This window comes from Rhodococcus sp. 5A-K4, assembly GCF_046097995.1.
Classification (GTDB): domain Bacteria; phylum Actinomycetota; class Actinomycetes; order Mycobacteriales; family Mycobacteriaceae; genus Rhodococcus_F; species Rhodococcus_F erythropolis.
Map to the genome: position 1 here is coordinate 13,597 of NZ_JBJURM010000043.1, position 26,517 is coordinate 40,113.

At 62.3% G+C, this 26,517-nt stretch carries 29 protein-coding genes and 2 riboswitches; of the genes, 9 read left to right on the top strand and 20 right to left on the bottom strand.

Going from position 1 to position 26,517, the window contains the following annotated elements:
* Nucleotides 1–66: 66 nt before the first annotated feature.
* The 3 genes from ACKAMS_RS31615 to ACKAMS_RS31625 are packed head-to-tail and all read right to left on the bottom strand — an operon-like array spanning nt 67 to nt 1,591.
* A complete protein-coding gene (locus ACKAMS_RS31615; RefSeq protein WP_019749510.1) occupies nt 67–414 on the bottom strand; it encodes a YidH family protein in 348 nt (115 codons plus the stop codon).
* Entirely contained in the window at nt 411–884 is a 474-nt protein-coding gene (locus ACKAMS_RS31620) for an RDD family protein (protein ID WP_019749509.1), read from the bottom strand. Before ACKAMS_RS31620 ends, ACKAMS_RS31615 begins: the two co-directional genes overlap by 4 nt.
* Nucleotides 884–1,591 carry a hypothetical protein gene (locus ACKAMS_RS31625; RefSeq protein WP_019749508.1) on the bottom strand — a complete coding sequence of 236 codons (708 nt, stop codon included), beginning with the start codon at nt 1,589–1,591 and terminating at the stop codon, nt 884–886. Before ACKAMS_RS31625 ends, ACKAMS_RS31620 begins: the two co-directional genes overlap by 1 nt.
* 115 nt (nt 1,592–1,706) lie before the next feature.
* Here ACKAMS_RS31625 and ACKAMS_RS31630 point away from each other — a divergent pair, with 115 nt between their 5' ends.
* A complete protein-coding gene (locus ACKAMS_RS31630; protein ID WP_029538606.1) occupies nt 1,707–2,648 on the top strand; it encodes an alpha/beta hydrolase family protein in 942 nt (313 codons plus the stop codon).
* 38 nt (nt 2,649–2,686) lie between these two features.
* On the opposite strand, the gene ACKAMS_RS31635 is transcribed toward ACKAMS_RS31630, so the two are convergent.
* The 14 genes from ACKAMS_RS31635 to ACKAMS_RS31700 form a co-directional block, all read right to left on the bottom strand.
* A complete protein-coding gene (locus ACKAMS_RS31635; RefSeq protein ID WP_408990013.1) occupies nt 2,687–3,829 on the bottom strand; it encodes an LLM class flavin-dependent oxidoreductase in 1,143 nt (380 codons plus the stop codon).
* Nucleotides 3,826–4,650, bottom strand: a complete 825-nt coding sequence (locus ACKAMS_RS31640; protein WP_070386606.1) for a DUF1684 domain-containing protein — start codon at nt 4,648–4,650, stop codon at nt 3,826–3,828. The genes ACKAMS_RS31635 and ACKAMS_RS31640 overlap by 4 nt, the downstream gene beginning before the upstream one ends.
* Complete coding sequence (locus tag ACKAMS_RS31645; RefSeq protein WP_020906676.1) at nt 4,647–6,017, bottom strand: NtaA/DmoA family FMN-dependent monooxygenase; 1,371 nt, start codon at nt 6,015–6,017, stop codon at nt 4,647–4,649. Before ACKAMS_RS31645 ends, ACKAMS_RS31640 begins: the two co-directional genes overlap by 4 nt.
* A gap of 24 nt (nt 6,018–6,041) precedes the next feature.
* Nucleotides 6,042–7,160 carry an LLM class flavin-dependent oxidoreductase gene (locus tag ACKAMS_RS31650; RefSeq protein WP_283569052.1) on the bottom strand — a complete coding sequence of 373 codons (1,119 nt, stop codon included), beginning with the start codon at nt 7,158–7,160 and terminating at the stop codon, nt 6,042–6,044.
* Nucleotides 7,147–8,769, bottom strand: coding sequence for an ABC transporter ATP-binding protein (locus tag ACKAMS_RS31655; protein ID WP_113682317.1), 1,623 nt, complete (start codon nt 8,767–8,769; stop codon nt 7,147–7,149). Before ACKAMS_RS31655 ends, ACKAMS_RS31650 begins: the two co-directional genes overlap by 14 nt.
* On the bottom strand, nt 8,766–9,656 hold the full coding sequence (locus ACKAMS_RS31660) for an ABC transporter permease (RefSeq protein WP_197940694.1): 891 nt from the start codon (nt 9,654–9,656) through the stop codon (nt 8,766–8,768). The genes ACKAMS_RS31655 and ACKAMS_RS31660 overlap by 4 nt, the downstream gene beginning before the upstream one ends.
* Nucleotides 9,649–10,647: an ABC transporter permease gene (locus ACKAMS_RS31665; protein ID WP_408990014.1), complete on the bottom strand. Its 999-nt coding sequence runs from the start codon at nt 10,645–10,647 to the stop codon at nt 9,649–9,651. Before ACKAMS_RS31665 ends, ACKAMS_RS31660 begins: the two co-directional genes overlap by 8 nt.
* Before the next feature lie 2 nt (nt 10,648–10,649).
* Complete coding sequence (locus ACKAMS_RS31670; RefSeq protein WP_408990015.1) at nt 10,650–12,287, bottom strand: ABC transporter substrate-binding protein; 1,638 nt, start codon at nt 12,285–12,287, stop codon at nt 10,650–10,652.
* A 137-nt stretch (nt 12,288–12,424) separates the two neighbouring features.
* The gene (locus ACKAMS_RS31675) at nt 12,425–12,529 is read right to left on the bottom strand and encodes a putative leader peptide (protein WP_019749498.1); all 105 of its coding nucleotides are present in this window, start codon (nt 12,527–12,529) and stop codon (nt 12,425–12,427) included.
* Nucleotides 12,523–12,617: riboswitch (SAM riboswitch) on the bottom strand. It overlaps the preceding gene by 7 nt.
* A gap of 17 nt (nt 12,618–12,634) precedes the next feature.
* Nucleotides 12,635–13,225, bottom strand: a complete 591-nt coding sequence (locus tag ACKAMS_RS31680; protein WP_408990016.1) for a GNAT family N-acetyltransferase — start codon at nt 13,223–13,225, stop codon at nt 12,635–12,637.
* An 8-nt stretch (nt 13,226–13,233) separates the two neighbouring features.
* A complete protein-coding gene (locus ACKAMS_RS31685) occupies nt 13,234–14,343 on the bottom strand; it encodes an FAD-dependent oxidoreductase (protein ID WP_408990017.1) in 1,110 nt (369 codons plus the stop codon).
* A gap of 10 nt (nt 14,344–14,353) precedes the next feature.
* The gene (locus ACKAMS_RS31690; protein WP_408990018.1) at nt 14,354–15,325 is read right to left on the bottom strand and encodes an ABC transporter substrate-binding protein; all 972 of its coding nucleotides are present in this window, start codon (nt 15,323–15,325) and stop codon (nt 14,354–14,356) included.
* Nucleotides 15,326–15,359: 34 nt separating this feature from the next.
* On the bottom strand, nt 15,360–16,145 hold the full coding sequence (locus tag ACKAMS_RS31695) for an amino acid ABC transporter ATP-binding protein (protein ID WP_408990019.1): 786 nt from the start codon (nt 16,143–16,145) through the stop codon (nt 15,360–15,362).
* Entirely contained in the window at nt 16,142–17,116 is a 975-nt protein-coding gene (locus ACKAMS_RS31700; RefSeq protein ID WP_020906669.1) for an amino acid ABC transporter permease, read from the bottom strand. Before ACKAMS_RS31700 ends, ACKAMS_RS31695 begins: the two co-directional genes overlap by 4 nt.
* A 191-nt stretch (nt 17,117–17,307) precedes the next feature.
* Nucleotides 17,308–17,402, bottom strand: a riboswitch (SAM riboswitch).
* Nucleotides 17,403–17,601: 199 nt separating this feature from the next.
* On the opposite strand from ACKAMS_RS31700, the gene ACKAMS_RS31705 reads away from it, so the two are divergent.
* The 8 genes from ACKAMS_RS31705 to ACKAMS_RS31740 all read left to right on the top strand — a co-directional run bounded on the left by ACKAMS_RS31705 (nt 17,602) and on the right by ACKAMS_RS31740 (nt 24,053).
* Nucleotides 17,602–18,369 (top strand): sulfite exporter TauE/SafE family protein, encoded by a 768-nt coding sequence (locus ACKAMS_RS31705; protein ID WP_003944404.1) that lies wholly within the window; start codon nt 17,602–17,604, stop codon nt 18,367–18,369.
* 37 nt (nt 18,370–18,406) lie between these two features.
* Nucleotides 18,407–19,222, top strand: coding sequence for an HAD-IIA family hydrolase (locus tag ACKAMS_RS31710; RefSeq protein ID WP_029254768.1), 816 nt, complete (start codon nt 18,407–18,409; stop codon nt 19,220–19,222).
* A gap of 287 nt (nt 19,223–19,509) precedes the next feature.
* Nucleotides 19,510–20,067, top strand: coding sequence for an alternate-type signal peptide domain-containing protein (locus ACKAMS_RS31715; RefSeq protein WP_020906667.1), 558 nt, complete (start codon nt 19,510–19,512; stop codon nt 20,065–20,067).
* Nucleotides 20,068–20,071: 4 nt separating this feature from the next.
* Nucleotides 20,072–20,638 carry a hypothetical protein gene (locus ACKAMS_RS31720; RefSeq protein WP_020906666.1) on the top strand — a complete coding sequence of 189 codons (567 nt, stop codon included), beginning with the start codon at nt 20,072–20,074 and terminating at the stop codon, nt 20,636–20,638.
* Nucleotides 20,635–21,279: a signal peptidase I gene (locus ACKAMS_RS31725; RefSeq protein WP_020906665.1), complete on the top strand. Its 645-nt coding sequence runs from the start codon at nt 20,635–20,637 to the stop codon at nt 21,277–21,279. The genes ACKAMS_RS31720 and ACKAMS_RS31725 overlap by 4 nt, the downstream gene beginning before the upstream one ends.
* 28 nt (nt 21,280–21,307) lie before the next feature.
* On the top strand, nt 21,308–21,865 hold the full coding sequence (locus ACKAMS_RS31730) for a SipW-dependent-type signal peptide-containing protein (RefSeq protein ID WP_198538431.1): 558 nt from the start codon (nt 21,308–21,310) through the stop codon (nt 21,863–21,865).
* A 5-nt stretch (nt 21,866–21,870) separates the two neighbouring features.
* On the top strand, nt 21,871–23,457 hold the full coding sequence (locus ACKAMS_RS31735; RefSeq protein ID WP_133053427.1) for a signal peptidase I: 1,587 nt from the start codon (nt 21,871–21,873) through the stop codon (nt 23,455–23,457).
* Entirely contained in the window at nt 23,457–24,053 is a 597-nt protein-coding gene (locus ACKAMS_RS31740) for an alternate-type signal peptide domain-containing protein (RefSeq protein WP_029254765.1), read from the top strand. Before ACKAMS_RS31735 ends, ACKAMS_RS31740 begins: the two co-directional genes overlap by 1 nt.
* Nucleotides 24,054–24,096: 43 nt before the next feature.
* Here the strand turns inward: ACKAMS_RS31740 and ACKAMS_RS31745 are convergent, their stop codons facing one another.
* From ACKAMS_RS31745 to ACKAMS_RS31755, 3 genes are read right to left on the bottom strand one after another with little or no spacing between them, the layout of a single operon-like run.
* Nucleotides 24,097–25,320, bottom strand: coding sequence for an O-succinylhomoserine sulfhydrylase (locus ACKAMS_RS31745; RefSeq protein ID WP_029254764.1), 1,224 nt, complete (start codon nt 25,318–25,320; stop codon nt 24,097–24,099).
* Nucleotides 25,317–25,745 carry a rhodanese-like domain-containing protein gene (locus tag ACKAMS_RS31750; protein WP_007726822.1) on the bottom strand — a complete coding sequence of 143 codons (429 nt, stop codon included), beginning with the start codon at nt 25,743–25,745 and terminating at the stop codon, nt 25,317–25,319. The genes ACKAMS_RS31745 and ACKAMS_RS31750 overlap by 4 nt, the downstream gene beginning before the upstream one ends.
* 46 nt (nt 25,746–25,791) lie before the next feature.
* Nucleotides 25,792–26,217: a hypothetical protein gene (locus tag ACKAMS_RS31755; protein WP_019749485.1), complete on the bottom strand. Its 426-nt coding sequence runs from the start codon at nt 26,215–26,217 to the stop codon at nt 25,792–25,794.
* Nucleotides 26,218–26,517 lie beyond the last annotated feature (300 nt).

The window sequence follows — 26,517 nt, forward strand, 5'->3', positions numbered from 1 at the left end:
TGCTTCTCGTTCTTTGCAGACTATCCAGACACCGCTCGGACTTCTCTGCGTATCTCACGAGGTATCTCAGCGAGCGAGGCTGGTAACCACCGTTGCCACGCCGGCCGCGACGGCAACTCCGGCCAATGCCAGTGCGAACAGCCACAGCGCATGCGGTTCCGGCATCGCCGCTCCGTCCTCGAGCGCCTTCTTCACCTGTAGCCAGCGTCGCATACCGACGAGGGCGGCTGCTGCCGAGAGTGCGATCAACGTCAGGCCGAGCGCCGTGCGAACCCACCCTGTACTCCACTCGGGGACCAACTGGACGACGGCGATGCCGCCCGCCAGCAGGGCAAGCGAGCTACGCATCCACGCGAGGAAGGTGCGCTCGCTGGCAAGGGTGAATCGCTCGTCCGGGCGGTTCGGTTCACTCATGCGTGCTCGCCTCCGTGGGGTGCCACCAGATCCGGGTCCTGACGCCAGTCGTAGACGACCTCGGTGCGCAGAACGATGTCCTGCAACGATCGTCGCCGTCGATCGACCGCCGACCACAGCAATCCGAAGGCGAAGAGCACACAGAGCACCGCACGGATGAAGGCGAGCGGCCAACGGACCAACCGGTGACCCGACGTGATCACCCGCAACCCCATCACGAGGGAGCCGACAGTTCGGCCGGTGGTCGCCCAGCAGGCAGTCAGGTAGGCCACCGAGACGCCGAGAAATGCCGTCGTGGACAGGAAGATTCCCGGTTCCGAGAACGTGAAACTCTGCGGCGAGAAGAGCAATCGAACAAAGGCCAAGGCCACGTACACGGAACCCATCAGGATCAGCACGACGCCCAGGTCGATCAGTCCGGCGAGGCCGCGGGTGACGATTCCGGCCGGGCCGGAATTCTCCTGGGCCACTAGCGTTCACCTGCGTTCGTGTCCGGATGCGGCTCGTGTGAGGGTGGTGCGTTGTCGCGGCCGAACAATCGTCCGACGAACCCGGCGACAGCGTCGTCCGCCTGCATCCCCTGCACGCGCGCCCCGTGCACGGCTTCGGTGGAGAGTGAACCGGTCGATTCACGAATCATCTGTGGGAGGTCGACACCCTCGATGACCTGGTCGGCGATCTTGAGGAGGTCGACGCGGTCGATCTGGCGCTCGAGGTCGACGCTGTCGACGATGCCGTCGAGGTCGAGGCGATCGATCACTGCTTTGACGTCGAGTCGGCTCGCGATCGCATCGACGTCGACGCGATCGATGATCGGTTCGAGCGAGACCCGTTCGGCAATCTTGTCCACGTCGATGTTCTCGGCGATCTTGTCGATGTCCACGTGGTCCACGACGATCTTCGTGATGTCGACTTCGGCAAGAGCAGCGTCGACGACAGCTTTGATCACCGTTCTCAACGTGGAATCGGCAAATTCCGCTGTCGAGCGAATCGCTTCCGTGCCGCGGGTGGCGACCTGGGTGATCGCGTCGTCGAGTGCGTCACCGACAACGGGGATCCGCTGCACCGAATCAATGGCGAGACCAGCGGTTCTGCGCGCCGCACCAGCCGTGATCGCGGCCAGCCCGAAGGCCAGCCGAATCACGTCGGATTCGGGGTGATGCGACTGCGATCCCACGCAATTGTCTCCATCTTCTTACCGGACTGTTATCCGGACATTCGTCACTCTCCTTCGCATTGTGCCACTGTTGGTAGGCACAAATACGCTGTCCGGCTTGCGCCAGGGGGAAATAATGAAGGCACGTCGATTCACGGTCCGATTGACGATGGCGGTGGCCATGGCTGCCGGCTTTCTCGGCCTCAGCGCGCCGACCGCGAGCGCGGATTCAGTGGTCAGCCGCATCGATGTCTACTCCCCCTCCATGGACCGCTGGATCGCCAACGACGTGATTTCCCCGGCCGGCGGCGGCCCCGCCCCGACCTTCTACCTGTTGACCGGCGTCGGCGGCGGTGAGGACGGGATCTCTTGGTTCAACAACACCGGAGTTCGTGACTTCTTCGACGACAAGCACGTCAACGTGGTGATGCCGGTCGGCGGCAAGTTCAGCATGTACACCGACTGGAACGCCGACGATCCGGTGCTCGGCCGCAACAAATGGCAGACGTACCTCACCAAGGAACTACCGGCGGCGGTCAACGCTCGGTACAACACGACCGGTGTCAACGCACTCGGCGGCGTGTCGATGGCCGGTGGACCGGTTCTGGACCTCGCGATCCAGTCGCCGGGCACCTACCGCGCCGTCGGCTCGTACAGCGGCTGCCCGCGCGCCGGCGACCCGCTCGGCCAGGCTGCGGTGCGCTCGATGGTCGAGATACTCGGCGGAGGAAACGCGGCCAACATGTGGGGGCCGTGGGGTAGCCCGCAGTGGGCTGCTCACGACCCGCTGATCAATGCCGAGAAACTGCGCGGCACAGCGCTGTTCATCTCCACCGGCAACGGCCTTCCCGGTCCGGTGGACGGAATCAACTCATTGGCGATGGCTGCCGGAGTCGTTCCCGGCGCTGTGCTCGAAGGCATCACCAACATGTGCACCGCTGCCCTACAGGGTCGATTCGGTCAGCTCGGTATTCCCGCGACGTTCAGCTTCCGACCTGAAGGCACCCACACCTGGGGACTCTTCGAAGCCGACATGCGTGCGTCGTGGCCGATGATCGCGGGCGCGATCGGGGCGTAAGCCTCGCCGCCCTGATCATCTCGGCAAATGCGGCAAGCTCATGCTGCCAGTAGTGCGGGTAGCCCCCATTCCTTGGCAAGCAGTTCGTACGAGCGCAGGCGATCCTCGTGTCGATGGGTCACCCCGGTGATCACCAATTCGTCCGCTCCGGTCAGCTTCTGCAAACTGTCGAGTCTGTCGGCGACGGTGGTGGGTGAACCGACGAACTGCGTGATCAGCCGATCCTCCACTACTGCTTTGTCGGCATCGGAAAGTGGGAGCGCTGTGGCCGGATCGGGGTACGGGATGGCGCCGTGCCCGCTGCGAATGCTGTGTGTCCAGTGCCCGAACGTAGACGCCAACTCCCTCGCCGTCGCATCATCTTCCGCAGCAACAACATCCGCGGAGACGACGACATACGGCTCCGACAGAACTGCCGACGGTCGGAATGCTGCACGGTATGCCTCGACGGCATCGAGCGTACTCGAGGGCGCCACATGGTAATTCGCGCCGAACGGCAATCCGAGTCGTCCGGCGAGTTCGGCACTGGGGCCTGCGCTGCTTCCGAACACCCACAATTCGACGTCGGCGTCCTCACCGGGACTGGCGTGCAATTCGATGCCGTCGCGGGTGCGGTGAGTGCCGTTCAGGAGCGAGAGTATGTCGTCGACCTGCTGCTCGAAATCGGGCGCCTGTGCGCCCGGAAACGCCAATGCCTCGAACGACGCCTGCAATCTCGGTGAGGTGAGAAGACCGGTTGGATCGAAGGGCGCCGGGATCACGACGCCGTCGCGTACGACGGTCTCCCGCTTCGATTCTGCCGGGGCGGGCGTTCCGGCAGCGACGGCACGAAGTGCCTCCACCCGACGCTGTCCGCTGCGCCCGATACCGAGATCGATACGACCCGGATACAACGCTTCGACGGTACCGAAGGCCTCGACCACCTGAGCTGCCGTGTTGTTGCCCAGCAGCACGGCGGCCGAGCCGACGCGAATGGTGTTGGTCGCGGCCGCAATCAGTCCGACCAGAACGGCCGGTGACGAGCTGGCTACGCCGACGAAGTGGTGTTCGGCGACCCAGTACCTCTTGAATCCCCACGCTTCGGCAGAACGAGCGAGGTCCAGCGAGTTCCGCAAGGCCTGGCGGGCCGTTTCACCCTCACTGATCGGAGAGAGGTCGAGTACGGACAGCGGCGCGCTCACCTCGGTGCGCTTCCGTCGCGGGTATTCGGTGTCTTCTCGCCGGCTTCCACCGCGAACGGCAAACGATTCTCGGCGGGGGCGACGGGGCACGTCGCGTAATCGGTGAAGGCGCAGGGCAGGTTCGACGCCCGATTGAAATCGAGGACTACCGCGCCACCGGGCTCCGGTGCACTAACGTGCAGCGAGCGTGCGGCCGGGTACGTGGACACACCACTGGTCGCGTCGGTGAACAGGATGTGAAAGCCGTTGTCCTTGCCCGCGAACGCAATCAGAGTCCGGGTTTCTCCGTCGTGTTCGAAGCTGATGGTTCCGCGGGCGTCGTGATGATGCTCGAGGCGCTCGACGACCGCACCCGTCGTCACCGTCCGAGCCTCCTCGAAAGCGGTGAAAACACCGTCGATGCGCCACTGCGGGTTCGGCTCGAAGGTCGGGATACCACTGAACTGCGCCAAGGCCGGGGCCGACGAATCGTGGATCCGCAGAGCCACCTCGCCGGTGCGGCGGATGACCTCGACCAACCGCGCGCCCTGGTTGACGATCAGTCCCGGCGCACCCTCGATCGGATTCAGAGTGACCGAACCGTCCACTGCGACGCCGTCGATCGAGAGGTCGTCGGCCGGCGTCGCGGTGACGACAACGGCATTCGCGTCGGCGCGCCATGCGCCCGGCAGGTCTGCGAAGGTGGAATCGGTGTCAACCAGCCATTGCAACGCAGTCAGGCTCAGCCAGCCGAGTGGTTCACTGAAGGTAGCGTCGCGCGAGGCATGCCAAGCATTCCACTCGTCGGTGAAGGTGCTGGTGGAAGTGTCGGTAACGGTCATGATGCGCGGACTCCTTCAGCCTGCTCGTATGGGTGGCGCAGCCCGAGATGGCTGCGCAGGGTGGTTCCTGAGTATTCGGTCCGGAAACTGCCGCGGTCCTGTAGTTCTGGTACGACGGTGTCGATGAACTCGTCGAGGCCCGCGGGGGTGATGTGGGGAACGAGGATGAATCCGTCGCTCGCGTCGCCCTGGACGTAGGTGTCGATCTCGGCAGCCACCTCCGCTGCACTACCCACGAACTGTTGGCGGGCAGTCACTTCGATGATGAGTTCACGGATGCTGAGGTTTTCGGCCTCGGCCTTGGCACGCCACTGATCTGCGACCGCTCGCGGATCCTTGACGTGGCGGACGCGTCCGCGGGTGATGTTGACGTCGTCCGACGGATCTTCCTTCGGCAACGGGCCGTCGGCGTCGTACTGGGAAAGGTCTCTGCCCCAAACCTGTTCGAGAAAAGCGATGGCAGTCTGGGGTCCGACCTGCTGCCGCCGGATGTGATACGCCTTCTCTTGCGCGTCCGCGGCGTTGTCACCGAGGACGAAGGTGGCGGCGGGGAGAATCTTGAGGTCTGCGTGCGTGCGTCCGTACTTGGCCAGGCGTCCCTTCACGTCGGCGTAGAAGGCCTTGCCTGCTTCCAGGGTTCCGTGACCGGTGAAGATGGCGTCTGCCTTGGCGGCGCCGAACTCGCGTCCTTCGTCGGAGTCACCTGCCTGCAGCAGGACTGGGTGTCCTTGGGGACTCCGAGGAACTTCGAAGCGTCCGGTGATGTCGAACTGCTTACCGGAGTGTTGGAACTGACCGACCTGCTGGTCGGTGGCAAAAACGCCGCGCTCACGGTCGACGATCGGACGATCGATGCTCCAACTGTCCCACAGCGTCCGTACTGCGTCGACCAACTCGTTTGCGCGTGCGTACCGCTCGGAATGCTCCAGATACCCACCGCGGCGAAAGTTCTCACCGGTAAAGGCATCCGAAGAGGTGACCAGGTTCCACGCGGCGCGGCCGTCGGAGAGATGATCGAGCGTCGAGAACTGCTTGGCCAACTCGTATGGCTCGTTGAACGTGGTGTTGATCGTCCCGGCCAGACCGAGATGCGTTGTCACACCGGCAACCGCGTTGAGAATACTGAAGGTGTCCGGGCGACCGACCACGTCGAGGTCGTGAATCTTGCCCTGATGCTCGCGCAGGCGCAAACCTTCTGCGAGGAAGAAGAAGTCGAACAATCCGCGTTCGGCACTGCGTGCGAGATGCTCGAACGAGCTGAACTCGATCTGGCTCTTGGACGCCGGATCGGTCCACACCGTGGTGTTGTTCACGCCGGGGAAGTGAGCGCCCAGGTGAACTTGCTTGCGAATCCTGTTCTGTGTCATCGATGTTCCTGTTCTTTGCTCGCGTTACGCGAACTGATTGACGGGCAACTCGAAACCCAGCCGCTCGCGCAGCGTCGGGCCGGTAGTCGGTCGCGGATTGAGATTCGGCACCACGTCCGCCGCGATCTTCTCCACTGCGGCAGCCAAAGCCAAGGGACGCAGGACAACACCGTCGACCCCGGTCAGCCCACCGATCTCGCGAAGGAGGACAGTCAGGCCGGCGCTGTCACCGCGGTAGAACAGCGAGTGCGGGGCGTACGGTGCTCCCGCCCATTCCTCGAGTTCCGCCAGAGCGTCGTCGGCGGCTCCGCGATCAGCGCCGAGAAGCACGTCGACGTCGAGGAGAACCCTGACGCTGCGCCCGAGGGCAGCGGCATTCGCGTGGACCAACTTGGCCGTGGCGTTGGCCTCGCCGAGGTCGGTTGCCGAGATCCGAATCAGATCTCCGCGCGCAACAGCGAGCTCGCGTGCCTCCGGCCTGCTCGCGTCGACGGCGATCAGCGGCTGCCCCTGCGGGGAGCGCGGCGTGATGGACGGCCCCTTGACGGAAAAGTTCTTTCCCTCGAAGTCGATGTAGTGCAGCTTGTCTCGATCGATGAATCGTCCGCTCGCAGCGTCCCGTATCTCGGCGTCGTCCTCCCAGCTGTCCCACAGCCGACTGACCACCTCGACAGCCTCGGACGCTTCCTCCCACGCGGACTCGGGGCCCTGCACTGCCTTTCGGCCGAACAACGACGCCTGCTCAGCGGTGTCGGACACCGCGACCTGCCAGCCGGCCCGCCCCGCTGAGGAGTAGTCGATACTCGCGACGGCCTTGGAGATGTGGAACGGCTCGGTGTGCGTGACTGTCGCAGTGGGGATCAGGCCGATACGCGAGGTCACAGCACTCAGTCGCGCCGCAGTTGCAACCGCCTCCAATCTGCCCCGCACTGCGTGCTGGCCCTCGGATTGCAGTCCGAACGAGTCAGGGAGGAACGCCAGATCCACCCCACCCCGATCCGCGGCGGTCACCAGGTCCACCCAGTACGAGGGCGTGAACAGATCTTCGGCGCGCGAATCCTCGCGTCGCCAGGAGTACGGATGAGCTCCGGTTCCCTCGAATTCGAGGCCGACCAGGAATGCTCCGGAACTACGCTCGGACATGTTCGGCCTTTCGTGTCGAATGATCCCGCCCGGGGATCGCGTCGAGAAGTGTGCGTGTGTACTCGTTTCGGGGATTGTCGAAAATCTCGGTGGTAGTACCGATTTCGAGCAATCGCCCGGCCTGCATGACGCCGACCACGTCGCTGATCTGGCGAACAACCGCAAGATCGTGGGAGATGAAGAGATAGGTCAGGCCCAGTTCGCGCTGCAACTCGTCGAGTAGCGCCAGAATCTGCGCTTGCACCGAGACGTCGAGAGCTGACACAGGTTCGTCGAGAACGAGCAGGTCCGGCTTCAAAGCGAGCGCACGAGCGATCGCCACCCGTTGACGCTGGCCGCCCGAGAGTTCGGCCGGTTTGCGGCTCAGGAACTGCTCGGGAAGTGCAACCTGATCGAGCAACTCTGCTGCACGACTCTGCTGCTGGCTGCGTCCACCAACCTTGAAGGCCCGCAGCGGCTCCGCAACGATGTCCTGGACGGACAATTTCGGGTCAAGTGATGCATAGGGGTTCTGGTATACGAGCTGGATCTTTCGGCGCAGCTCGCGCAGATCGCTGCCCTTGACCTTCGTGATGTCGTGTCCGTCGAAGGAGATGGTGCCGGCATCCGCCTGCTCCAACCGCACGGCGATGCGCGCCGTGGTCGACTTGCCGGAGCCCGACTCCCCCACCAACGACACCGTCTGACCACGCGGAACGGTCAGCGATACCTCGTTCACCGCGGTGATCGAACTCCCGCGTCCGACGTTGAAACGCTTGGTGATTCCGGTCAACGTCAGCAGCGGGCTCGTATCCTGACGGACCGGCCGATCGACCGGTCCCGAGGACAGGCTCGGAGCCGAGTCGAGCAGCTTCTTCGTGTACTCGTGTCGCGGGTTGTCCAGAATATCTGCGGTGCGGCCGGATTCGACGATCCTGCCGCCCTGCATCACCAGGATCCGGTCCGCGCGGTCTGCGGCCACTCCCAGGTCGTGCGTGATCAGGAGCACGGCGGCACCGGATTCGGCGATTCGCTCGTCCAAGTGGTCGAGGATGCGTCGTTGAACCGTGACGTCCAGAGCGCTGGTCGGCTCGTCGGCGATGATGAGGGCGGGGTTCGCGACGAGCGCGATACCGATCAGAACGCGTTGCCGCATACCGCCGGAGAGCTCGTGCGGGTACTGGCGTGCTCGGATTTCCGGCCGGTCGATACCCGCGCGCTCGAGCACCTCGACGGCGTCCAACCGGGCTTTGCGACGGTCTGCGAGGCCGTGGATCCGGAGGACTTCTGCAACCTGGTCGCCGATCCTCGTCACCGGGTTGAGCGAGGTCGTCGGATCCTGCGGCACCAAACCGATACGCGCGCCGCGGATTCGCTGCCATGCACGGTCGGAATACGAGTCGATCTGTTCACCCTCGAACTCGACGGTCCCGCCGGTGACGTGGCCACTGCCGGCGAGCAGACCCAATATCGCGTGTGCCGTGGTCGACTTACCGGAACCCGATTCCCCGACCACCGCAACTACTTCGCCCCGACCGACGGTGAAGCTCACGCCGGATACCGCGGGCTCGGCGCCGTAGGCGATCTGTAAGTCGGTGACGGAAAGCAACTGGTCCTCAGTCGTGCTCATCGCCGGTTGTTCCTTTCGATCTCGTGGCCGATACGGTGTGCCGAGATGACCACGGCGACAATCGCGAGACCGGGAAGTGTTGTCATCCACCAGGCATTGGCGAGGAAATTGCGTCCCTCGGATACCAGCGATCCCCATTCCGGGGTAGGCGGAACGGCGCCGAATCCCAAGAAGCTCAGAGCCGACACGGCCAGTACTGCCTGCCCGAACTCGACAGCGGACAGCGCGACCACCGGCGCGTAGGAGTTGGGAAGCACGTGCCGACGCAGGACACCGAGCCACTGCACACCTGAACTGAACGCAGCCTCGACGTACTGAGCTCCGCGCACCCGCATCACTTCGGCACGCATCACTCGCGCGAAATTGGCGACCATACTGACGCCGACCGCGATGGCGACGTTGATGGTGCCGAAGCCGAGTGCGGTGACAAGGGCCAACGAGAGCAGCAGTGCCGGAATGGACAGCAGCACGTCGACGATGCGCATCAGCACGGCGTCGACGACGCCACCGACAAAGCCCGCGAGCAACCCGATTATCGATCCCGCCACCAATGCGATTCCGACCGCCACCAAGGTTGCGGTCAGGGACAGCGCGGCGCCGTGCACGAACCGTGTGTACAGGTCACGTCCGAGATTGTCGGTTCCGAACCAGTGAGCCAGGCTCGGGCCCTGCAGTTTGTCCGCCGGGACACCGGACAACGGATCGCCGCTGGCGAAAAATCCGGGTGCGACGGCAAAGCCGATGGCAAGCAACACGATCAACACCGGAATCACCAAGCCGGGCTTTCGGATCCAGCCGATGGCCGCGGACTTTCGGCGCGAAACAACAGGTGCCTTCGCCTCGACGCTCGGATCGAGGAGTAGGGGTTCGATCAATGTGTCAGACATGAGCCGGCTCCAGATCGGTCGAGCTTTCGGTATTCGACTTTTCGGTGTGACTCTTCTTCGTCTGGATGATCCGTGGATCTATCAAGGGGTAGAAGAGGTCGACCGCGAGGTTGACGAGCACGAACACGAGAGAGGCGAACACAACGACTCCCTGCACCACCGGGATGTCCTGCGCCATCACCGAAGTCTGTGTCAGACGGCCGACGCCCGCGCGAGAGAACACCGTTTCCACAACCACCGAGCCGGCGAGCAGCGTGCCGACCAGCACACCGGCAATGGTGAATGCCGGAATGCTCGCCAGTCGCAACGCGTGACGGGTCTGCACGCGCCAACGGCTTGCGCCCTTGGCGTACGCAGTCTCCACGTGCGACGAACGTAGCGTCGACTGCAGGCTGGTCGTGAGCACCTGCGCGATCACCGCGCCGGTCGGGATCGCCAAGGTGATCGCCGGAAGAATCACCGTTGCGAATCCCTTGTCTCCGAATGCCGGGAAGATGTGCAGGCGGAACGAGAAGAGTTGCAGAAGAATCAGGCCCACCCAGAAAGTAGGCACTGCCACACCCAGCGGCGGCAAAGAGAACAACAGGTTCGCGAGCCACCGCTTGCGGGTGTAGGTAGCGAAGAACGCGATCGCCACTCCGAACAACACGGCCAGAACCAAAGCGGTGGTTGCCAGCACCAGAGTGCTGGGCAGCGCCGAGAAGATGGCATCCGTCACCGGCTGACCGGTGGAGATCGATGTACCGAAATCGCCGCGAAGAGCATTTGTCAGCGACGTCCAGTACTGCACCCACACCGACTGGTCCAAGCCGTACCGCGCCCGAAGCTGATCGAGCGCAGCCTGATCCACTGCGACACCCTGACCGGACGAGTCGGCAGCCATGCTGACGGGATCACTCGGCAGGAGGAACAGAATCACGAACGAGATGGTGAAGGCGGCCCACAGGACCACTGCGGCCTGACCCAGTCGGGTGAGTACGTATCGAGTCATGATTACTTACCCGACAACCATGCGTCGTAGAACTGCAGGCGTGAGGAGGCTTCGAAGTTCAGGTCCTGCACACTCGATCCGGCGCCGATGGCCTGTGAGAGCTCGATGGTCGGGATGGAGAGTCCACGGTCGAGGATCAATTCCTGTGCAGTGGATACCAGTTCGCCGCGTTGGCCGTTGTCCGTGGCTGCAAGCTGGTCTGTGAGTACCTTGTCGAGCTCCGGATCTGCGCCGCGACGGTTCAGGTTGCGGCCCTCTGTGCTGAACGATGCCCGCAGGATGTCGGCGTCCGCGCGAGTGCTGTTGTAATACAGCGAATCGTAATCACCCGACACTCCCTTCTCGGTCCATTCACCGTTCGAGACCAGGTTGAGCTGCAAGTCGACGCCGACCTTCTTGAGCTGCTGCTGTACGAGCTCGAGGATGGCCTGGTTACCCGAGAACACCGGACTGAAGGTGACGCTGAAAGTGAGTTTCTGCCCGTCCTTCTCGCGGATACCGTCGGTGCCGGTCTTCCAACCAGCCGCGTCGAGAAGCTTCGCCGACTTGTCGGCGTCGTACGTCACGACACTGGATTCGTCGCTGTAGAGCGGAGTGGTGTGAGCCAACGGGCTCGTGGCCGGGAAGAACGACGGATCCAGAACGGTGTCGACGAGTTCTTGGCGGTTGATCGCGGGAATGATGGCCTGGCGAACAGCCTGATCAGCGAGAACGCCGCGACTGACGTTGGGCTGGAAGAAGAAGCTCACACCCGGGTTCGGCCTTGTGAGGATTCGTCCGCCTGCGCCCTCGATCTGCGGCGCATCCTGCGGAAGCGCATCGCTGACCGCATCGAGTTGGCCGGAGGCCACGCTGCCTGCCCGCACACCGGATTCGGGGACCACCGTGAAGTCGACGCCGTCGAGGTAGGCCTCGCCCTGATGCGCGACCGCGTCCGACGCCCAGTTGTATCCCGCACGCTTGGCGATCTTGACGCTCTTGTCCTGCTGCCAGTCGGTGTACACGAACGGTCCGGAGGCGATCACCGCTGCACCGGGGCAGCGCTGCTCGGATGCCAGCGCGGTGGTGGAATCGGCGAGGATTCCGAGCTGTGGCGTCGAAGTTGCCTGCAGGAACTGAACATTGGGTCCGGAGAAATTGATCTTCGCCGTGTGAGCATCTACGACGTCGGTACCGGTGTACGAGGACAGGTAACTCTTCGCCAACGACGCGTTCGGTCCGAGATTCTTGACCGAGTCGAAGGTCTTCTTCACCGAATCCGCCGTCACCGGGGTGCCGTCGCTGAAGGTGGCGTCGTCGCGAAGGACGAACGTGAAGCTAGCGGCGTCGGGGCTGATCTCCCAGCTCTTGGCGAGCCACGGGGTGATCTCTCCGGTGTCGGGATTTTGATCGGTCAGCGAATCCACCACGGTCCGAGTGACATACACGGTCTGGTTACTGCCGGCCTGGGCCGGATCTGCGCACGTCGGCGCCTGCGACAGACCGTAGCGAAGGGTTCCGCCGGACTGGGCGGGGCCTGCGTCGGCAGCACTGTCACTCCCGCTGCTGCAGCCGGCGAGGACGGTGCCGAGAACCGAGACAGCACCGATACCGGCGATTACGGTCGCGCGTTTGCGGGCACCGAATGAGGGCGAAGACACCAAGAACTCCTAAAGAGGCATGCCGAAGAGCGCACCCGTCGCCTGAGACGAGAAAGGCGATCGAGCACGAATCACTTGTGAGAGAATAGAAAACAGACTTGTCGACGACTCGCCTGAGTGTGAATGACTGACCGAGGTCAGTTGGTACAGAAAGATCCCGCGGTGCGGCACAGGTCTACGTGACGACGCGACCAGGCGGTATCGAAACCGCCTTCGACTGCCTTCATTTCGTGTTCCTCCATCGGTCCTGGCGGTAGCACCCGCACCCGATCACTCGGGGGGTTGCTGCGACTTCAATGAGCCAGGTCTCTCGGTCGCTCTGGATGGTCGTTCGCAAGTGTACGAGGTTAAACCCGGGTGTTGTCAACCCGGTCGGTAGGAATTGCTGCTCGAGTCACATTTTCGAGGGCCCGAAGTTGTTTCTCGAACGGGTGGATGCCCACCTCTTCGGGCGAGAGTGACGCGTCGTAAAGCGGTGTGTATCCACTGGACAGATACAGCGCGACGGCCTCGGGTTGCCGAGGACCCGTCGTGAGAAACACCCGGTTGTATCCACGAAGTTCGATCTCTCGTTCCAACTCGCGAACGACGGCCTTGCCGAGGCCGCGCTTCCGATAGTCGACCGATGTCCAGATTCTCTTCAGTTCGGCAGTGGTGGAATCGAATTGACGAAACGCACCACCGGCGATCGGCAGACCGTCGTGGGTGAGCACCAGAAGCGCACCCTGCGGATAGGCAAATTCTTCTGCCGGATACGTCGTGAGATCCTCGAGCATCGCTTCGCGAGTCCCGCCGTAACGCGAACTGTATTCGAGTGCCAACTCCGCGATCAGTGGAGCTGCCAAGGGATCGTCCTGCGATACCGAATAGACCTCTACCGCTCCGACACCCTCGAGCTGTCGAGTTCCGAGCTCCAGTGCCACAACACTTTCCTCCATGAATCTGGTCAACGCTCCCCCAGCCTGAAAACTTCCGGAGCGAGGGTGGTTCCGTCGACGAGGTCCGCCACAAGTTCACCCAAGGCCGGACCGAACTTGAACCCATGCCCCGAGAACCCCGCCGCCACCGTGACGGCTCCGACTCGGTCGATGACGAAGTTACTGTCCGGCGTGCTCGTGTACAGGCAGGTGAGCGACTCGACACGGGTGGAATCGACACCGGGCAACCACGACTCGGCGTACTCCACCAATCGCTGCTCTCCGTCGACACCAGGGGTGTAGTCACGGGTCTGCGGAGTCACCACCGGCCCGGTCGCGTGTTCGCCGATCTTGATCCCGTCCTCGGAACCAAGCCCGTAGATCCCCGCGGTCTCCAATTCTGCGCCGGTGTGGTGAACGAAACTCGGCCACTCGACTCCGGGATCGAGCGGTGCGAAGTGTGCCGGTTGTTCCTGTGTCGTGCGCAGTGTCGGCAGTACGATCTCGGAGCCGAGACCGCTGTCTGCGATCAGATCCGCAGTCCACGCACCGGCCGCGATCACTACCTGACGAGCTGCGAGCGTTCCACTGTCCGTCACCACGTCCACGCCGTAGGACGCCCGCGCGAGTGCCAACACCCGAACATCGTGACGGACCTCGGCGCCGGCAAACACCGCTCCCGCCTTCAGAGCGGTCACGGCGCGGTCCGCGTGCAACCGGCCTGCATCGGGGTGATGGAGCACCGTGGTGTCGAATCGCAGCCCCGGCCAACGGGCGGACGCCTCGGCAGGGGTGAGGATCTCGCCCTTGATGCCCGCCTCGAGAAGTATCTTCGCCTTGGACTGCACTGCCTGCGGCAGGCCGTGATCAACGGCACCGGTGAGTTCCAGGAACCCGATGTCCGTCGTGGTCTCCAACTCTCGCCACAGCGGCAGCGCGTCGGCCGCCAACCCGGTGTACAGGTGATTGTCGTACGCCTGACGGTAGATGCGCGAAGTACCGTGCGACGCACCGTGCTTGTGCCCCGGCCCGAACTGTTCCAGCTGAACGACGCTACGTCCGCGCGCCGCGAGCCGCCAGGCGGCGGAGGACCCGACGAGTCCTCCACCGATGACGATCGCATCGAGAATCTCACTCATGGACGAGAGCTCACTTGGTCTTCGGAAGGCCGGGCGGGTTGATCAGGGACGTGTCGACGGCTTCATTCGTGATGTTCCAGCGCTCGAGGATCTGCTGGTACGTGCCGTTCTCGATCGTGTGGTTGATCGCGTCGTTGATTGCCTTGATCAACCCGTTGTCCTTCTTCACCAGAACCGCGATCTGGCCTTGCAGCGTGTCGCCTGCACCGGAGAACTCACCGACAACTTCGGTTTCACCCGACTGCTTGGCATGGAACTGCGACGACGGGTTCGGTCCGAAGTAGGCGTCGATCCGGCCGGACTGCAGCGGCAGGTAGTAGTCGGTGGTGTTCTGGTAGTAGGAGATGTCGGTGGGGGCCAGGCCGGCCGCGACGTTCTGCTCACTCCATTTGACCAGCAGCGCTTCCTGATTGGTACCGGAACCTACCGCGATCTTCTTGCCTGCGACATCCTTGGGTTCCTTGATGGAGATCCCGGAGCCCTTCTTGGCTTCGAAGGCCAGGGTGTCGAGTCGGTAGGTGGCGAAGTCGTACTTCTCTTTACGCTCTTCCGTCACAGTCACATTGGACAGGAATGCATCAGCCTCGCCGGAGTCGACGCGAACGAAGTTCTGTGCCCAGTCTGCGGTCTGCAGGTCGACCTTCAAACCGAGAACGTCACCGATCAAGTAGGCGAAGTCGGTCTCGGAACCGATGAGAGTGGTGTCGTCGTCGGCGTAGAAGCGGAGCGGCGGAGCGGCACCGGCACTACCGGTGACGCGCAGCGTGCCACGATCGCGAATGTCCTGAGGTACCTCGGCGGCAATGGAATCGACTTTGTCGGTGGTGATGCGGTTCTGATCGGCAGTGAGGTTGTAACCCGCAGCAGCGGTGACCTGGGCGCCGTCGGACTCCGCGTCCGCGCTGCTGCACGCAGCGCTGAGCAGTCCGACTGTGGCAAGAGCCGAGATCAGAAAAGTCGCGCGACGGGATGGGGAGAACATCAATTTTTCCTTCCGGGAATGAGTCTGGGTCGCGTCAGAGGACGCGGGAGAGAAAAGCTTTGGTCCGTTCGTGGACCGGATTGTCGATCACCTGCGAAGGTGGGCCCTGTTCGACGATGACGCCGCCGTCCATGAAGACCGCAGTGTCCGCCACTTCCCGAGCAAATCCGACCTCGTGTGTGACGATCACCAAGGTGGCGCCGTCACGGGCCAGCTGAGCGAGGACTTCGAGAACCTCGCCCACCAGTTCCGGGTCGAGCGCCGACGTCGGCTCGTCGAAGAGAATGACCGCCGGCCGCAGTGCCAGCGCTCGCGCTATCGCGACGCGCTGTTGCTGGCCACCGGAGAGTTGGCGGGGATACTCGTCCGCCTTGTCCCCCACTCCCACTCGCTCGAGCAGTGCGCGGGCCTCGCGGTACACCTCGTCACGATCACGCTTCTGGGCCGAGAGCGGCGCTTCCACCACGTTTTCCAACGCGGTCAGGTGCGGAAACAGGTTGAAGTTCTGGAACACGAATCCGATGTGCGAACGCTGTTTCAGGATCTCGCGGTCACGCAGTTCGTGGAGCCGATTTCCCTTGCGCCGGTACCCGATCAGTTCTCCGTCGATCCGCACGGTCCCGCGGTCGACCTTCTCGAGGTGATTGAGGGTGCGCAGCAAGGTGGACTTACCGGAACCCGACGGACCGAGAATGACGGTCACTTCGCCCTTGCGGACCAGGAGATCAACGCCGGCAAGTACTTCCAGCGTGCCGAACGACTTGTGAATTCCGCGCGCTTCGACGGCATACACCGTCTCGTCGGCCAGTTCTGCGGTCATCGGGTCGCACCTCTCGGAATATCGAGACGCGCATCGCGAATCTCTTCGAACTTCTTGCGCGCCTTCTGTACCGGAGTCAACGGAAGCGCACGGGCGGATCCTCGTGCATAGTGGCGCTCCACGTAGTACTGACCGATCGAGAGCAACGTCGTGAGGATGATGTACCAGATCGTGGCGACCATCAGCAGGGGCACGACTCGTCCGTTGCGGCCGAAGATGACCTGCACCTGGTAGAACAGTTCGGCGATTGCCATGGTGGAGACGATCGACGTTCCCTTGAAGAGTCCGATGACCTCGTTGGCGGCATTGGGGAGGATCGCTCGCATTGCCTGCGGGAGAACGATCTTGAAGAACTGGCGACTGCGCGGAATACCGAGCGAGTGAGCAGCTTCGATCTGGCCGTGATCCACCGAAATGATTCCGGAGCGGATGATCTCGGCCGAGTATGCAGCCTGGTGCAGCGCCAAACCGATGACTGCCGCGGTGAATCCGCCGATCACACCGCTGACCTGGAAGGTGAAGAACTCGGGCCCGAAAGGTATTCCGAGAGAGAGCGTCTGGTACAGGTATGTGATGTTGAACCAGAAGAGCAGCTGCACGATGAGTGGAATCGAGCGGAAGGCCCAGATGTAGGTCCAAGCGATCACCTGCAGGACCGGGTTTTTCGACAACCGACCGAGTGCCAGGAAAACACCGAGACCGAATCCGAGGATCGTCCCCCACAGCGTCAGTTTGATCGTCATCCACAGCGCGGCGAGCACTGATTTCGCGGTGAAGTATTGCGCGAAGGTCGGCCAGTCCCAGCCGGGGTTGACGACGAGTCCGTGGATGAACTGAGCAAGCAGTACCAGCACGACCGCACTGATCACCCAGCGCAGCGGGTGCCAGGTGCGAGCAACGACAAGCTCCGAGTCCGGAAGTTGCGGCTCGGACACCGACTTTTCGGGGCGGACATCGGTGGGCGCGCTCACGGCGCGCTACCTGACGGAGTGGACATGACGAATAGACCTTTCGGGGAATGGGAACGCAGCTGTGGTCTCGAGTTGGTGAGCTCGAGTTGCGAAGACGACGGTTCGGTCAGCGACAGTGACACGAAGCGGTGCGGCACAGATCGATGTGGCGGCGCCTGTGCGGAGCGTGCGAAGTGGAACCCATGTGATGCCTTCCATCGGTCCTGGCGGTAGCACCCGCTCCCGATCGCTCGGGGGGTTGCTGCGACGTCGACGAGCCAGGTCTCTCGGTCGCTCTGGATGGTGAGCAAAGACTAGACCCGAAATGTCTAGTCGTCAAATGTTGTATTTCCCTGCACTGCAAGGGAAATGAAAGATCAACCAGGTTGAAATCGCACTGATTTCAACGGTGTCAGAAGCCGCGTTCGACGTGTTCAATAGAGTGTTCGAACGAAGACCGGGACCGCCGTCTGGACCGACTTTTCCTCTGCCGTACCGTCTGCGGAGTGAGTGGACTCGACGCTTTCTTCATATTGCTGGCCGGCATCGGTGCGGGCGCGATCAACGCCGTGGTCGGCAGTGGAACGCTGATCACGTTCCCGACGCTGGTCGCCTTCGGCATGCCGCCCGTGACCGCGACCATGTCCAACGCGGTCGGTCTCGTCGCCGGCGGAGTTTCCGGCACCTGGGGCTACCGACGCGAGCTGTCCGGACAGTGGGATCGACTGAAGTGGCAGATTCCGGCGTCACTCGCCGGGGCACTACTCGGTTCCTGGTTGCTCATGCATCTACCCGAGAAACTGTTCGAAACCATCGTTCCGGTGCTGTTGGTCCTCGCTCTCGCGCTCGTCCTCCTCCAACCACGCATCCAGGCGTGGGCCAAGAAGCGTTCCACCGAAGAAACGACGCTGTCCACCAAGAGGCTGATGCTCCTGACCGCCGGCACCTTTGCGGTCGGCATCTACGGCGGCTACTTCACTGCCGCGCAGGGCATCCTTCTCATCGGTGTGATGGGTGCCATCCTCCCGGAAACCCTCCAACGCATGAACGGCGCGAAGAACCTGCTCTCACTGCTCGTCAACATCGTTGCAGCGGGGATGTACATCACTCTGGCGTTCGATCAGATCAATTGGGCAGCAGCCGGTTTGATCGCTGTCGGCTCGCTCGGCGGTGGCGTCCTGGGCGCCCGCTACGGACGGCGCCTGTCCCCCACTGCATTGCGCTACACGATTGTCGTCGTCGGCCTGATCGGGCTGTGGCGCCTTCTCGCTTGATCGCCCACATCGGGCGGCACCCGCACATACTGGAGTCATGACCAGTACAGAAGATCAGACCGGTTGGACCTACCTCATGGACATGGACGGGGTTCTCGTCCACGAGGAGCACTTGATACCTGGAGCGGACACGTTCCTGGCAGAGCTGGCGTCGAACGACATCCCGTACATGGTGCTCACCAACAACTCCATCCGAACCCCGCGTGACCTGCGAGCACGCCTGCTCAATTCGGGACTCGACATCCCGGAGAAGTCGATCTGGACGTCAGCGCTCGCTACCGCGACGTTCCTGGCCAACCAGCGGCCAGGCGGCAGCGCCTACGTGGTCGGCGAATCGGGCCTGACCACTGCCCTGCACGACATCGGTTACGTCCTGACGGACAGTGACCCCGACTACGTCGTCCTCGGCGAGACGCGCACGTACTCGTTCGAGGCGATCACCACCGCCATTCGCCTGGTCGAGCGTGGTTCGCGGTTCATCGCCACCAACCCCGACGCCACTGGGCCGTCGCGTGACGGCTCGCTGCCGGCCACCGGCTCGGTCGCCGCTCTCATCACCAAGGCAACCGGACGCGATCCCTACTACGTCGGCAAGCCCAACGCCTTGATGATGCGCTCTGCCCTGCGGTCCATCGGCGCTCATTCGGCTAACACGTTGATGATCGGCGACCGGATGGACACCGACATCGTCTGTGGCCTCGAAGCCGGACTGCAGACGATTCTGGTGATGACCGGGATCTCGACCCGCGCGTCGGTGGAGCTCTTCCCGTACCGACCCACAGTCGTTCTCGAGTCGGTCGCCGATCTTGTAGGAATGACAACCGATCCATTCCGTAGCACCGCAAACAATTGATTCAATTGCAAAACAAAACCGCGAGTCGGTAATTAACTGGTAAAAAACACTAGATTTGCCAGGATCCGACTCGTCCACTTTGTCCAACTGGACAAACAATCGGTTTTCTTCACTCCAAAATTACATACTGATAGTTATCTGCAGGTCAGAAGGCAATTTGTTCGACAGAGAAAGGTGGATCACAGTCGAAAAATAAATTTCGAAAAAGTAGTAACGAATCGTTTGCCGTGGCTGATACTCATGTCTGAACGACCCATTTCGGGTCCCAGACATGAAATGAGATTTTCATGAAGAAGCAGACCAAGGGCGCGATCGCTGCTGCGGCGGCCGGCGCCCTCCTCCTCGGCGGTGCGGGCTCGCTCGCTGTGTGGAGCGACTCGGCCGACGTCAGTGGCGGCGGACCCGTCACTTCCGGTGCACTCGACCTGAGCGCCTGCGCACCGGTCGGCGGCGGTTGGAACTCCCTCAACCCGACGAAGACCGCGATCACCAACATCTCGGCTTACCGCATCGTCACGACCGAGAGCATCGAATACACCTGCGACGTCACAGTGACCGCAGTGGGCGATCGTCTCGCGGCTGTTCTGACCGCTGATACGGCCGGCATCGTTCCAGGTGCCAACAGCGCCGAACTTGCCGCCGCTGTACAGCCGGTTACGACCATCAAGGACGCTGGTGGCAACCCGATTTCACAGATCACCAAGGTACAGAACGGCACGATCGTGCACGTCGGAGTCCGTCTGAACTTCACCGAGGTGGCCAACCAGGTCGCGCAGAATCAGTCGCTGAACTTGGCGGCGATGAAGCTGGTCGTCACTCAGACAGCGCTGACTCCGGCTCCGTAATTTCATGAGGAAAAAGGTCTGGGGAGCGATCGCAGTCGCGGTGGCTGCTGTAGCGGTGTTCGCATCGTCACAGCAGTCGCTCGCGCTGTGGTCCGATTCGGCGAGCGCGAGTGGTGGGACCGCAACCGCTGCCAGCGTCAACCTCACCGTTGGTACATCGGCCGGAACCAGTGCGGCGTACACCCTGGCGAATTTGACGACGGCCACGACGCCTGTGGTCCCGGGAAACACGGTGCAAGCTCCGCTCACCGTCAAGAATTCGGGGTCTGATCCTCTGCAGTGGCGAATGCAGTCGACGAGCGCACTTCCGGGATTCACGTTGACCACGTACGGAGTCGACAACGAAGGCGCCTGCCCGACCGGCGTGAACACCGCGGCTCCGGCAGTGACCCCAGTGACGTCCGGATCGATGAATGCATCGCTGCAGTACCCGGTTTCCCCCGCGTACATGCCGACTCCGCTCGCAGCCGGTGGCACCTACATCCTGTGTCTGCGGCTCACGGTGGGTGTTGGTGCGGTTTCCGGTCAGACGACCAACGCCACCTTCACGTTCCAGGCAGGGGCGGCATGACGAAACACTCGACCAAACGCGGTGAACGTACCGGCCCTCTGTGGTGGGTCACCTCTATCGTCAGTTGGACACTGCTGCTGGCGATTTCGGCAGTCATCGTCGCAACCATTGTCGTCCCCTTCTTCGCGGGAGCGCAGCGCTTCACGATTCTGACCGGTTCGATGCGCCCGACGTACAACCCCGGATCACTGGTCGTCGTCAAACCTGTCGATCCGTCCGAACTGGGGATCGGTACACCTATTACGTACCAGCTGGAATCCGGTCAGCCGACAGTCGTCACACACCGGATCATTGCCACGAGCGAAAACCAGAAGGGTGAAAGAACTTTCATCACCCAGGGCGACGCGAACGGTGAACGCGACGAGAAAGAAGTACGGCCAGTACAGATCCGGGGAAAGGTCTGGTACAGCCTTCCGTATCTCGGCTACGTCAACACTTGGCTCACCGGAGAGCAGCGCACCGTGATCGTGGTGATAGTCGTGACGACACTACTGCTGTACGCGGCCTACATGATGATCAGCGGCATCCGTGACGGCCGGAAGGAGCGAGCTCGAGCCCGATTGGCTCCTGACCCTTCAGCTTCCAACCTCCCCAACTCCGACCAGAACGAGAAAGGCCAGCACGATGCCCTCGCGCCCTGACCGTCCGGCCCACCGGATTCGTCACCTGTTGACCAGCACGCGTTTTCGCGCGCTGCTCGCACTGGGGATGGTGCTTGGCGTCGGCGGTGTGACCACGCTCGCGGCCTGGACGTCTTCCGCGACTGCGACTTCGGGAAACATCACGACCGGGTCGATCAATCTGCAGTTGAACACCACAACCCAACCCACGCTGACCACGACACTGAACTTCAGCCAACTCGGCAAAACCGGGATGATTCCCGGCGACTCGAACTCCGCGATCCTCAAAGTCAACAACGTGGGGGCAGGCGTGAATCTTCCTCTGAAATACACGATTACTTCCACCAGCGGCGGCGCGCTGACGACCTACTTGCGGATGACTGTGTCGTTGAACGGAACTGTGGCCAACAAATGCACAGATGGCAGCAATGTGGTGTTGTCCTTACCCCTGACCCTCACCGTAAATCAGGCGGTCGGTGCGCCCGACCGTTCTCTGGCTATCGGGGCAACCGATAATCTTTGTGTCTCGGTGACGCTTCCGACGAGTCCGACCCCACCGACGAGCAGCTCGTCGAGCATCGTCCTGAACTTCTCGGCAAAGGTGTGAGCGCCGTGTCACGACACACGAAGATGTCACCGAAAGCCTCGACGCCACGTCGGATTCACGAACTTCTGCTCACCCTCGGTGCCCTCGCCGGTCTGGCATCCATCGGATTGTTCATTGCCGGCTTCGCTTTCGGTATCACTCCGCTGATCTTCAAGAGCGGATCGATGTCTCCCACGATCGAGACCGGTGCTCTGGCATTCGCGCGCACCGTGCCTGCTTCGGAAGTTCAGGTCGGTGACATCGTCAGTGTCTACGACAACCAAGGCGTTCGAATCACCCATCGTGTCGAGACGATCGAGCAGCAAGGCAACAATCTTGCAATTGCACAGCTGCGCGGCGACGCGAATCCCGTCACAGACCCAGATCCTTACGTCATCACCGAAGCGGATCGAGTTTTCTTCAGCATCAACCGCCTCGGCTACGTGGCCGTCTGGCTGTCCGGACCGAGTGGGCTTGTGCTTGGTGCGATTGCCGTCGGAGGACTGCTGTACATCGCATTTCGCCCACGGAAAAGACCGGATGAAGGGGAACCCAGGCTGGATCGTCAGGACGCGCACGGCGATTCCCACGCCTTCAAGGCAATCGTCGCATTGGCAACGGTCGGTCTCAGCGTGGCGGGCATTGCGAACGTCGGCGGAACACAGGCCGCCTTCACGGGCATGGCGACAGCGGGAAGCATTTCGTTCACCACTGCTGCAAGCTTTCCGAAACCTCCCGCGTCAATGACCTGCTCGGACAAGGGAACTTCCGTCGTGCTCGCTTGGCCTGGCGTTGCCACGGATACATTTCGAATCATCGTCCGAAACGCAACCAACACCACCCAACCTCCGCTGATCAGAGACGTGACCGGCCTCTCGACGGCCCTGACGTTGTCCGATCTGCCGAGCGGCGGGATTCTCCTGTCGAACACGAACTACGACGTCGAATTACACGGACTCGTTGGAACTTACGTGACACCGGAATACACCGGGTACCGCATCAGCAGTTCGACACTGCTCATCATCCTCAATGACATGGCGTGTGTATCCGGACCCACGAGCGGAACCACGGCAGCCTCAGCTCCGGCCGCTCGTTCGGCGCTGGTTGCACAAGCTCCGAGTGCGACGACCACCACCTCCACCGCAGCGGTCAGTTCGACCACACCTTCACCCACGACTACTCCGAGCGCATCAACAACCTCGCAGGCCCCGACGTCCACCAGCACAACTACACCTTCGACAACCACCTCGTCACCGGCTACAACTACTCCGTCCACAACGACAACAACAACGACCATGACAACGACACCCACAACAACTACGACCACCCCGAGCGAGGTTCCCGTCGACGCCCCGGCGACCACGACCGGTCTCAGCGCCCAGAAGCTCTCGACTGCCAGCGGAACGGTTGTGTCCGTGTCGAATTCATCGGGCACTGAGGTATATCGAGGTCCCGTTGACAGCGACGCTGTACTGCATTGGCTCACCGGAACCGATCAGTTGTATGTGATCACCACTGGCGGCGTCACCGTCATCGACACGTCAGCGGGAGTCTGGGCCGAATCTCCTGCCCCGAGCGAACTTCCGGACGAGATCAAGGCCCTGGTGCCGTGATGAAAAAGACGACGAAAGCCGCCATGGCAGTCGCCGCGGCCGGAACTGTATTGCTCGGCGGCTCGGGCACATTGGCGAAATGGACGGACAGTACGACCCTGACGAGCGCCGCTGTCCAGTCCGGGACCCTGGATCTGGGAGCATGCGTGACCACGAGCGGCGGGGGCTGGTATTCGCAGGTCTACGTCAACGCGCCCACCAATCCGAATCCACTCGTATATATCCCGGACATCACTACCTACCGACTCAAGCCCGGATTCAACTACACGTATTTCTGCGATTCGAAGGTCTTGGCCACCGGTCCCCGGTTGAGAGCCAATGTGACGGTTGACAAGACCAAGTTGAGTGGCGGGCTCGCGACCGCCAGTGTCGATCTCCGCACTTACGTCACGGATCAGAGCAACAATCTTCTGTACGACAGCACGGCACCGACGCCGAACCTCATCCCGGTCACATCGGCGTTGAACAACACCAACCTGACCGCGCAGGTGCTGTTCACGATCTACCCCGCCGACACGACAAGCTCAGGTCTCACACTGAATACGACGGCGTTGACGATCGACGTCAAACAACTGGGTCTCACGCCCGCACCGTAGAACGCCTTGCCGTCGGAAGTTCGAGGCAAGGCGCTCAAGCGTTTCAGCCGAGAGCTCGCTTCAGATCAGCCAAGAGATCGGCGGTATCTTCCAGACCCACCGACAAACGCACAACGCCGTCGGTAATACCCACTGCTGCACGACCTTCCGGACCCATGGCCCGGTGGGTCGTGGTTGCGGGGTGGGTGATCAACGACTTGGAATCACCCAAGTTGTTGGAGATGTCGATGACGCGCAGGCCGTTGAGAACCTCGAACGCCCGCTTCTTGCCCTCGCCGTCAGGCGCATTGAGCTCGAACGTGACTACAGTTCCGCCGCCGCTCATTTGAGACTTCGCGAGCTCGTGCTGCGGGTGCGAAGTCAGGTACGGATACTTGACCCACTTGACGCCGGAGTGTCCTTCGAGGAATTCGGCGATCTCGAGTGCCGAAGCCACGGAATGCCGAATACGGACCGGCATGGTCTCGAGACCCTTGAGCAGAGTCCACGCATTGAACGGGCTGAGTGCAGGACCGGTGTGCCGCATCAGTTCTCGGACGGGACCGCTGATGTATTCCTCGGTTCCGAGGATCGCGCCGCCGAGCACGCGGCCTTGACCGTCGATGTGCTTGGTACCGGAGTACACCACGACGTCGGCACCCAGATCGAGGCTGCGCTGCAGAAGCGGCGTCGCGAAGACGTTGTCCAGCACTACCTTTGCCCCGGCAGCATGAGCAAGCTCCGACACCCGCCGAACGTCGACGAGGGACTGCATCGGGTTGGACGGCGTTTCGAAGAACACCGCAGTGGTCGGCACCGAGAGCGCTTCTTCCCACTGCGCATTGTCTTCACCGTCGACAAAAACGACCTCGACACCCCAACGCGGAAGGATCTCGTTGCACACGACAAAGCAGGATCCGAACAGGCTGCGAGCAGCCACCAATCGGTCGCCGTTGCCCAACAGCGCGCCCAACGCTGTGAAGACAGCCGACATTCCACTGGCCGTCGCAAAGCAGGCTTCCGCGCCTTCGATGAGACGCAGACGCTCTTCGAACATCTTGACCGTCGGATTGCCGTAGCGGGAGTAGACAAAATGATCCACCTCGCCGGTGAAGGCCTGTTCGGCGGCTTCTGCACTCTCGTAGACGAATCCGGAGTTGAGGAACAGCGCTTCGGAAGTCTCCTCGAACCCGGTACGCATCAGTCCGCCGCGAACTCCGAGAGTGCCGAGACCGACGTCGTCCGGCAGCGCTCGTTGAAATGCGCCACCCTGGGGAATTCCGCTCACTGCTGCCTCCATGGCAAGCCGATGGCCCGCCAACCTACAAGTCCGCGATGTCCGTCGGCACCCAATGCGCCTTCGAACCCGTCGAGCACGTTGTACGACGGGCCGATGCCCGCCGCAGTCGCAGCTTCCGCCGCACCGATGGAACGTTGTCCGGATCGACACAGGAAGATCACCGGACGCTCCGACCCGGAGGAATCGGCGGTGATGCCGGCTTCCTTCAACTGGTCGACGAAGTTGTCATTGCGCGCGCCGGTCGGGTGGCTCACCCATTCGATCAGTGCGGCCTGCTTGCCGAGGGAGGAAACATCGGGGACACCGACGTACTTCCACTCCGCATCGGTCCGCACGTCGACCAGCACGGCGTCGGGGTTTTCGCGGAGCAGCTCCCAGGCTTGCTCCGGCGTCAGATCGCCTGCGTAACTCACGTAGTCCATGTTTTCACAAGACTGCCGTGAGCGCCTGAGCGGGCCGTCAGTTACAGACGACCCAACGGTTGCCGTCACGGGTCAGGGCCCAGGTCGAGACCCGCTCGCCCGCTCCGCCGCCGGTGATCGTCACGTCGGCCCGGGCACGATCGCCGTTGACCACGACCCCGTCCACACCCTTCAGTTCGACCGTCCCGTCGACTCCGGCCATCGGACCAGTGCTCGAATTGAAGCTCGCGCAGGTCAGGGTCTTGACCGTCTCCGCGTCATTTCGATTCTCGGCATCGACGTAGTCGGTGACGGAGCGGCTCACGCGGTCAGACTCGGTGACGTTCTCCTCGGCCGGCGAGATCCACGATGCGACGAAGATTCCACCCAGGATCAAGGCGACGATGGCAACAGCCAAGAGGAACGGCCCCGCAGACGCCTTCTTGCCATCGATGTTGTCGGATTCGCGAAGCTCGTCACTCATAACGCCAATACTCCCCCACAACTTGAAATTGTGGCCCGTCAAGGACCAGGCCCCTACCCCGAATACCCGAGACAACGGGAGAATGGGAAGAAAGAATAGGTTTACCCACAACCGATCGAGTGAGAGTGTGGATCCGTTCGGCCGCAACCGAGGCACTGTGCTTAGGTTCGGCTAAATTGGATACTTGTCGATATGTTGTCCGAACTTCGAAGAAGGTAGCTGTCCTCACGATGACTGACTCCAACCGCCCACTCCGGGTCGCGATCGTCGGCGCCGGCCCCGCCGGCATCTACGCCGCCG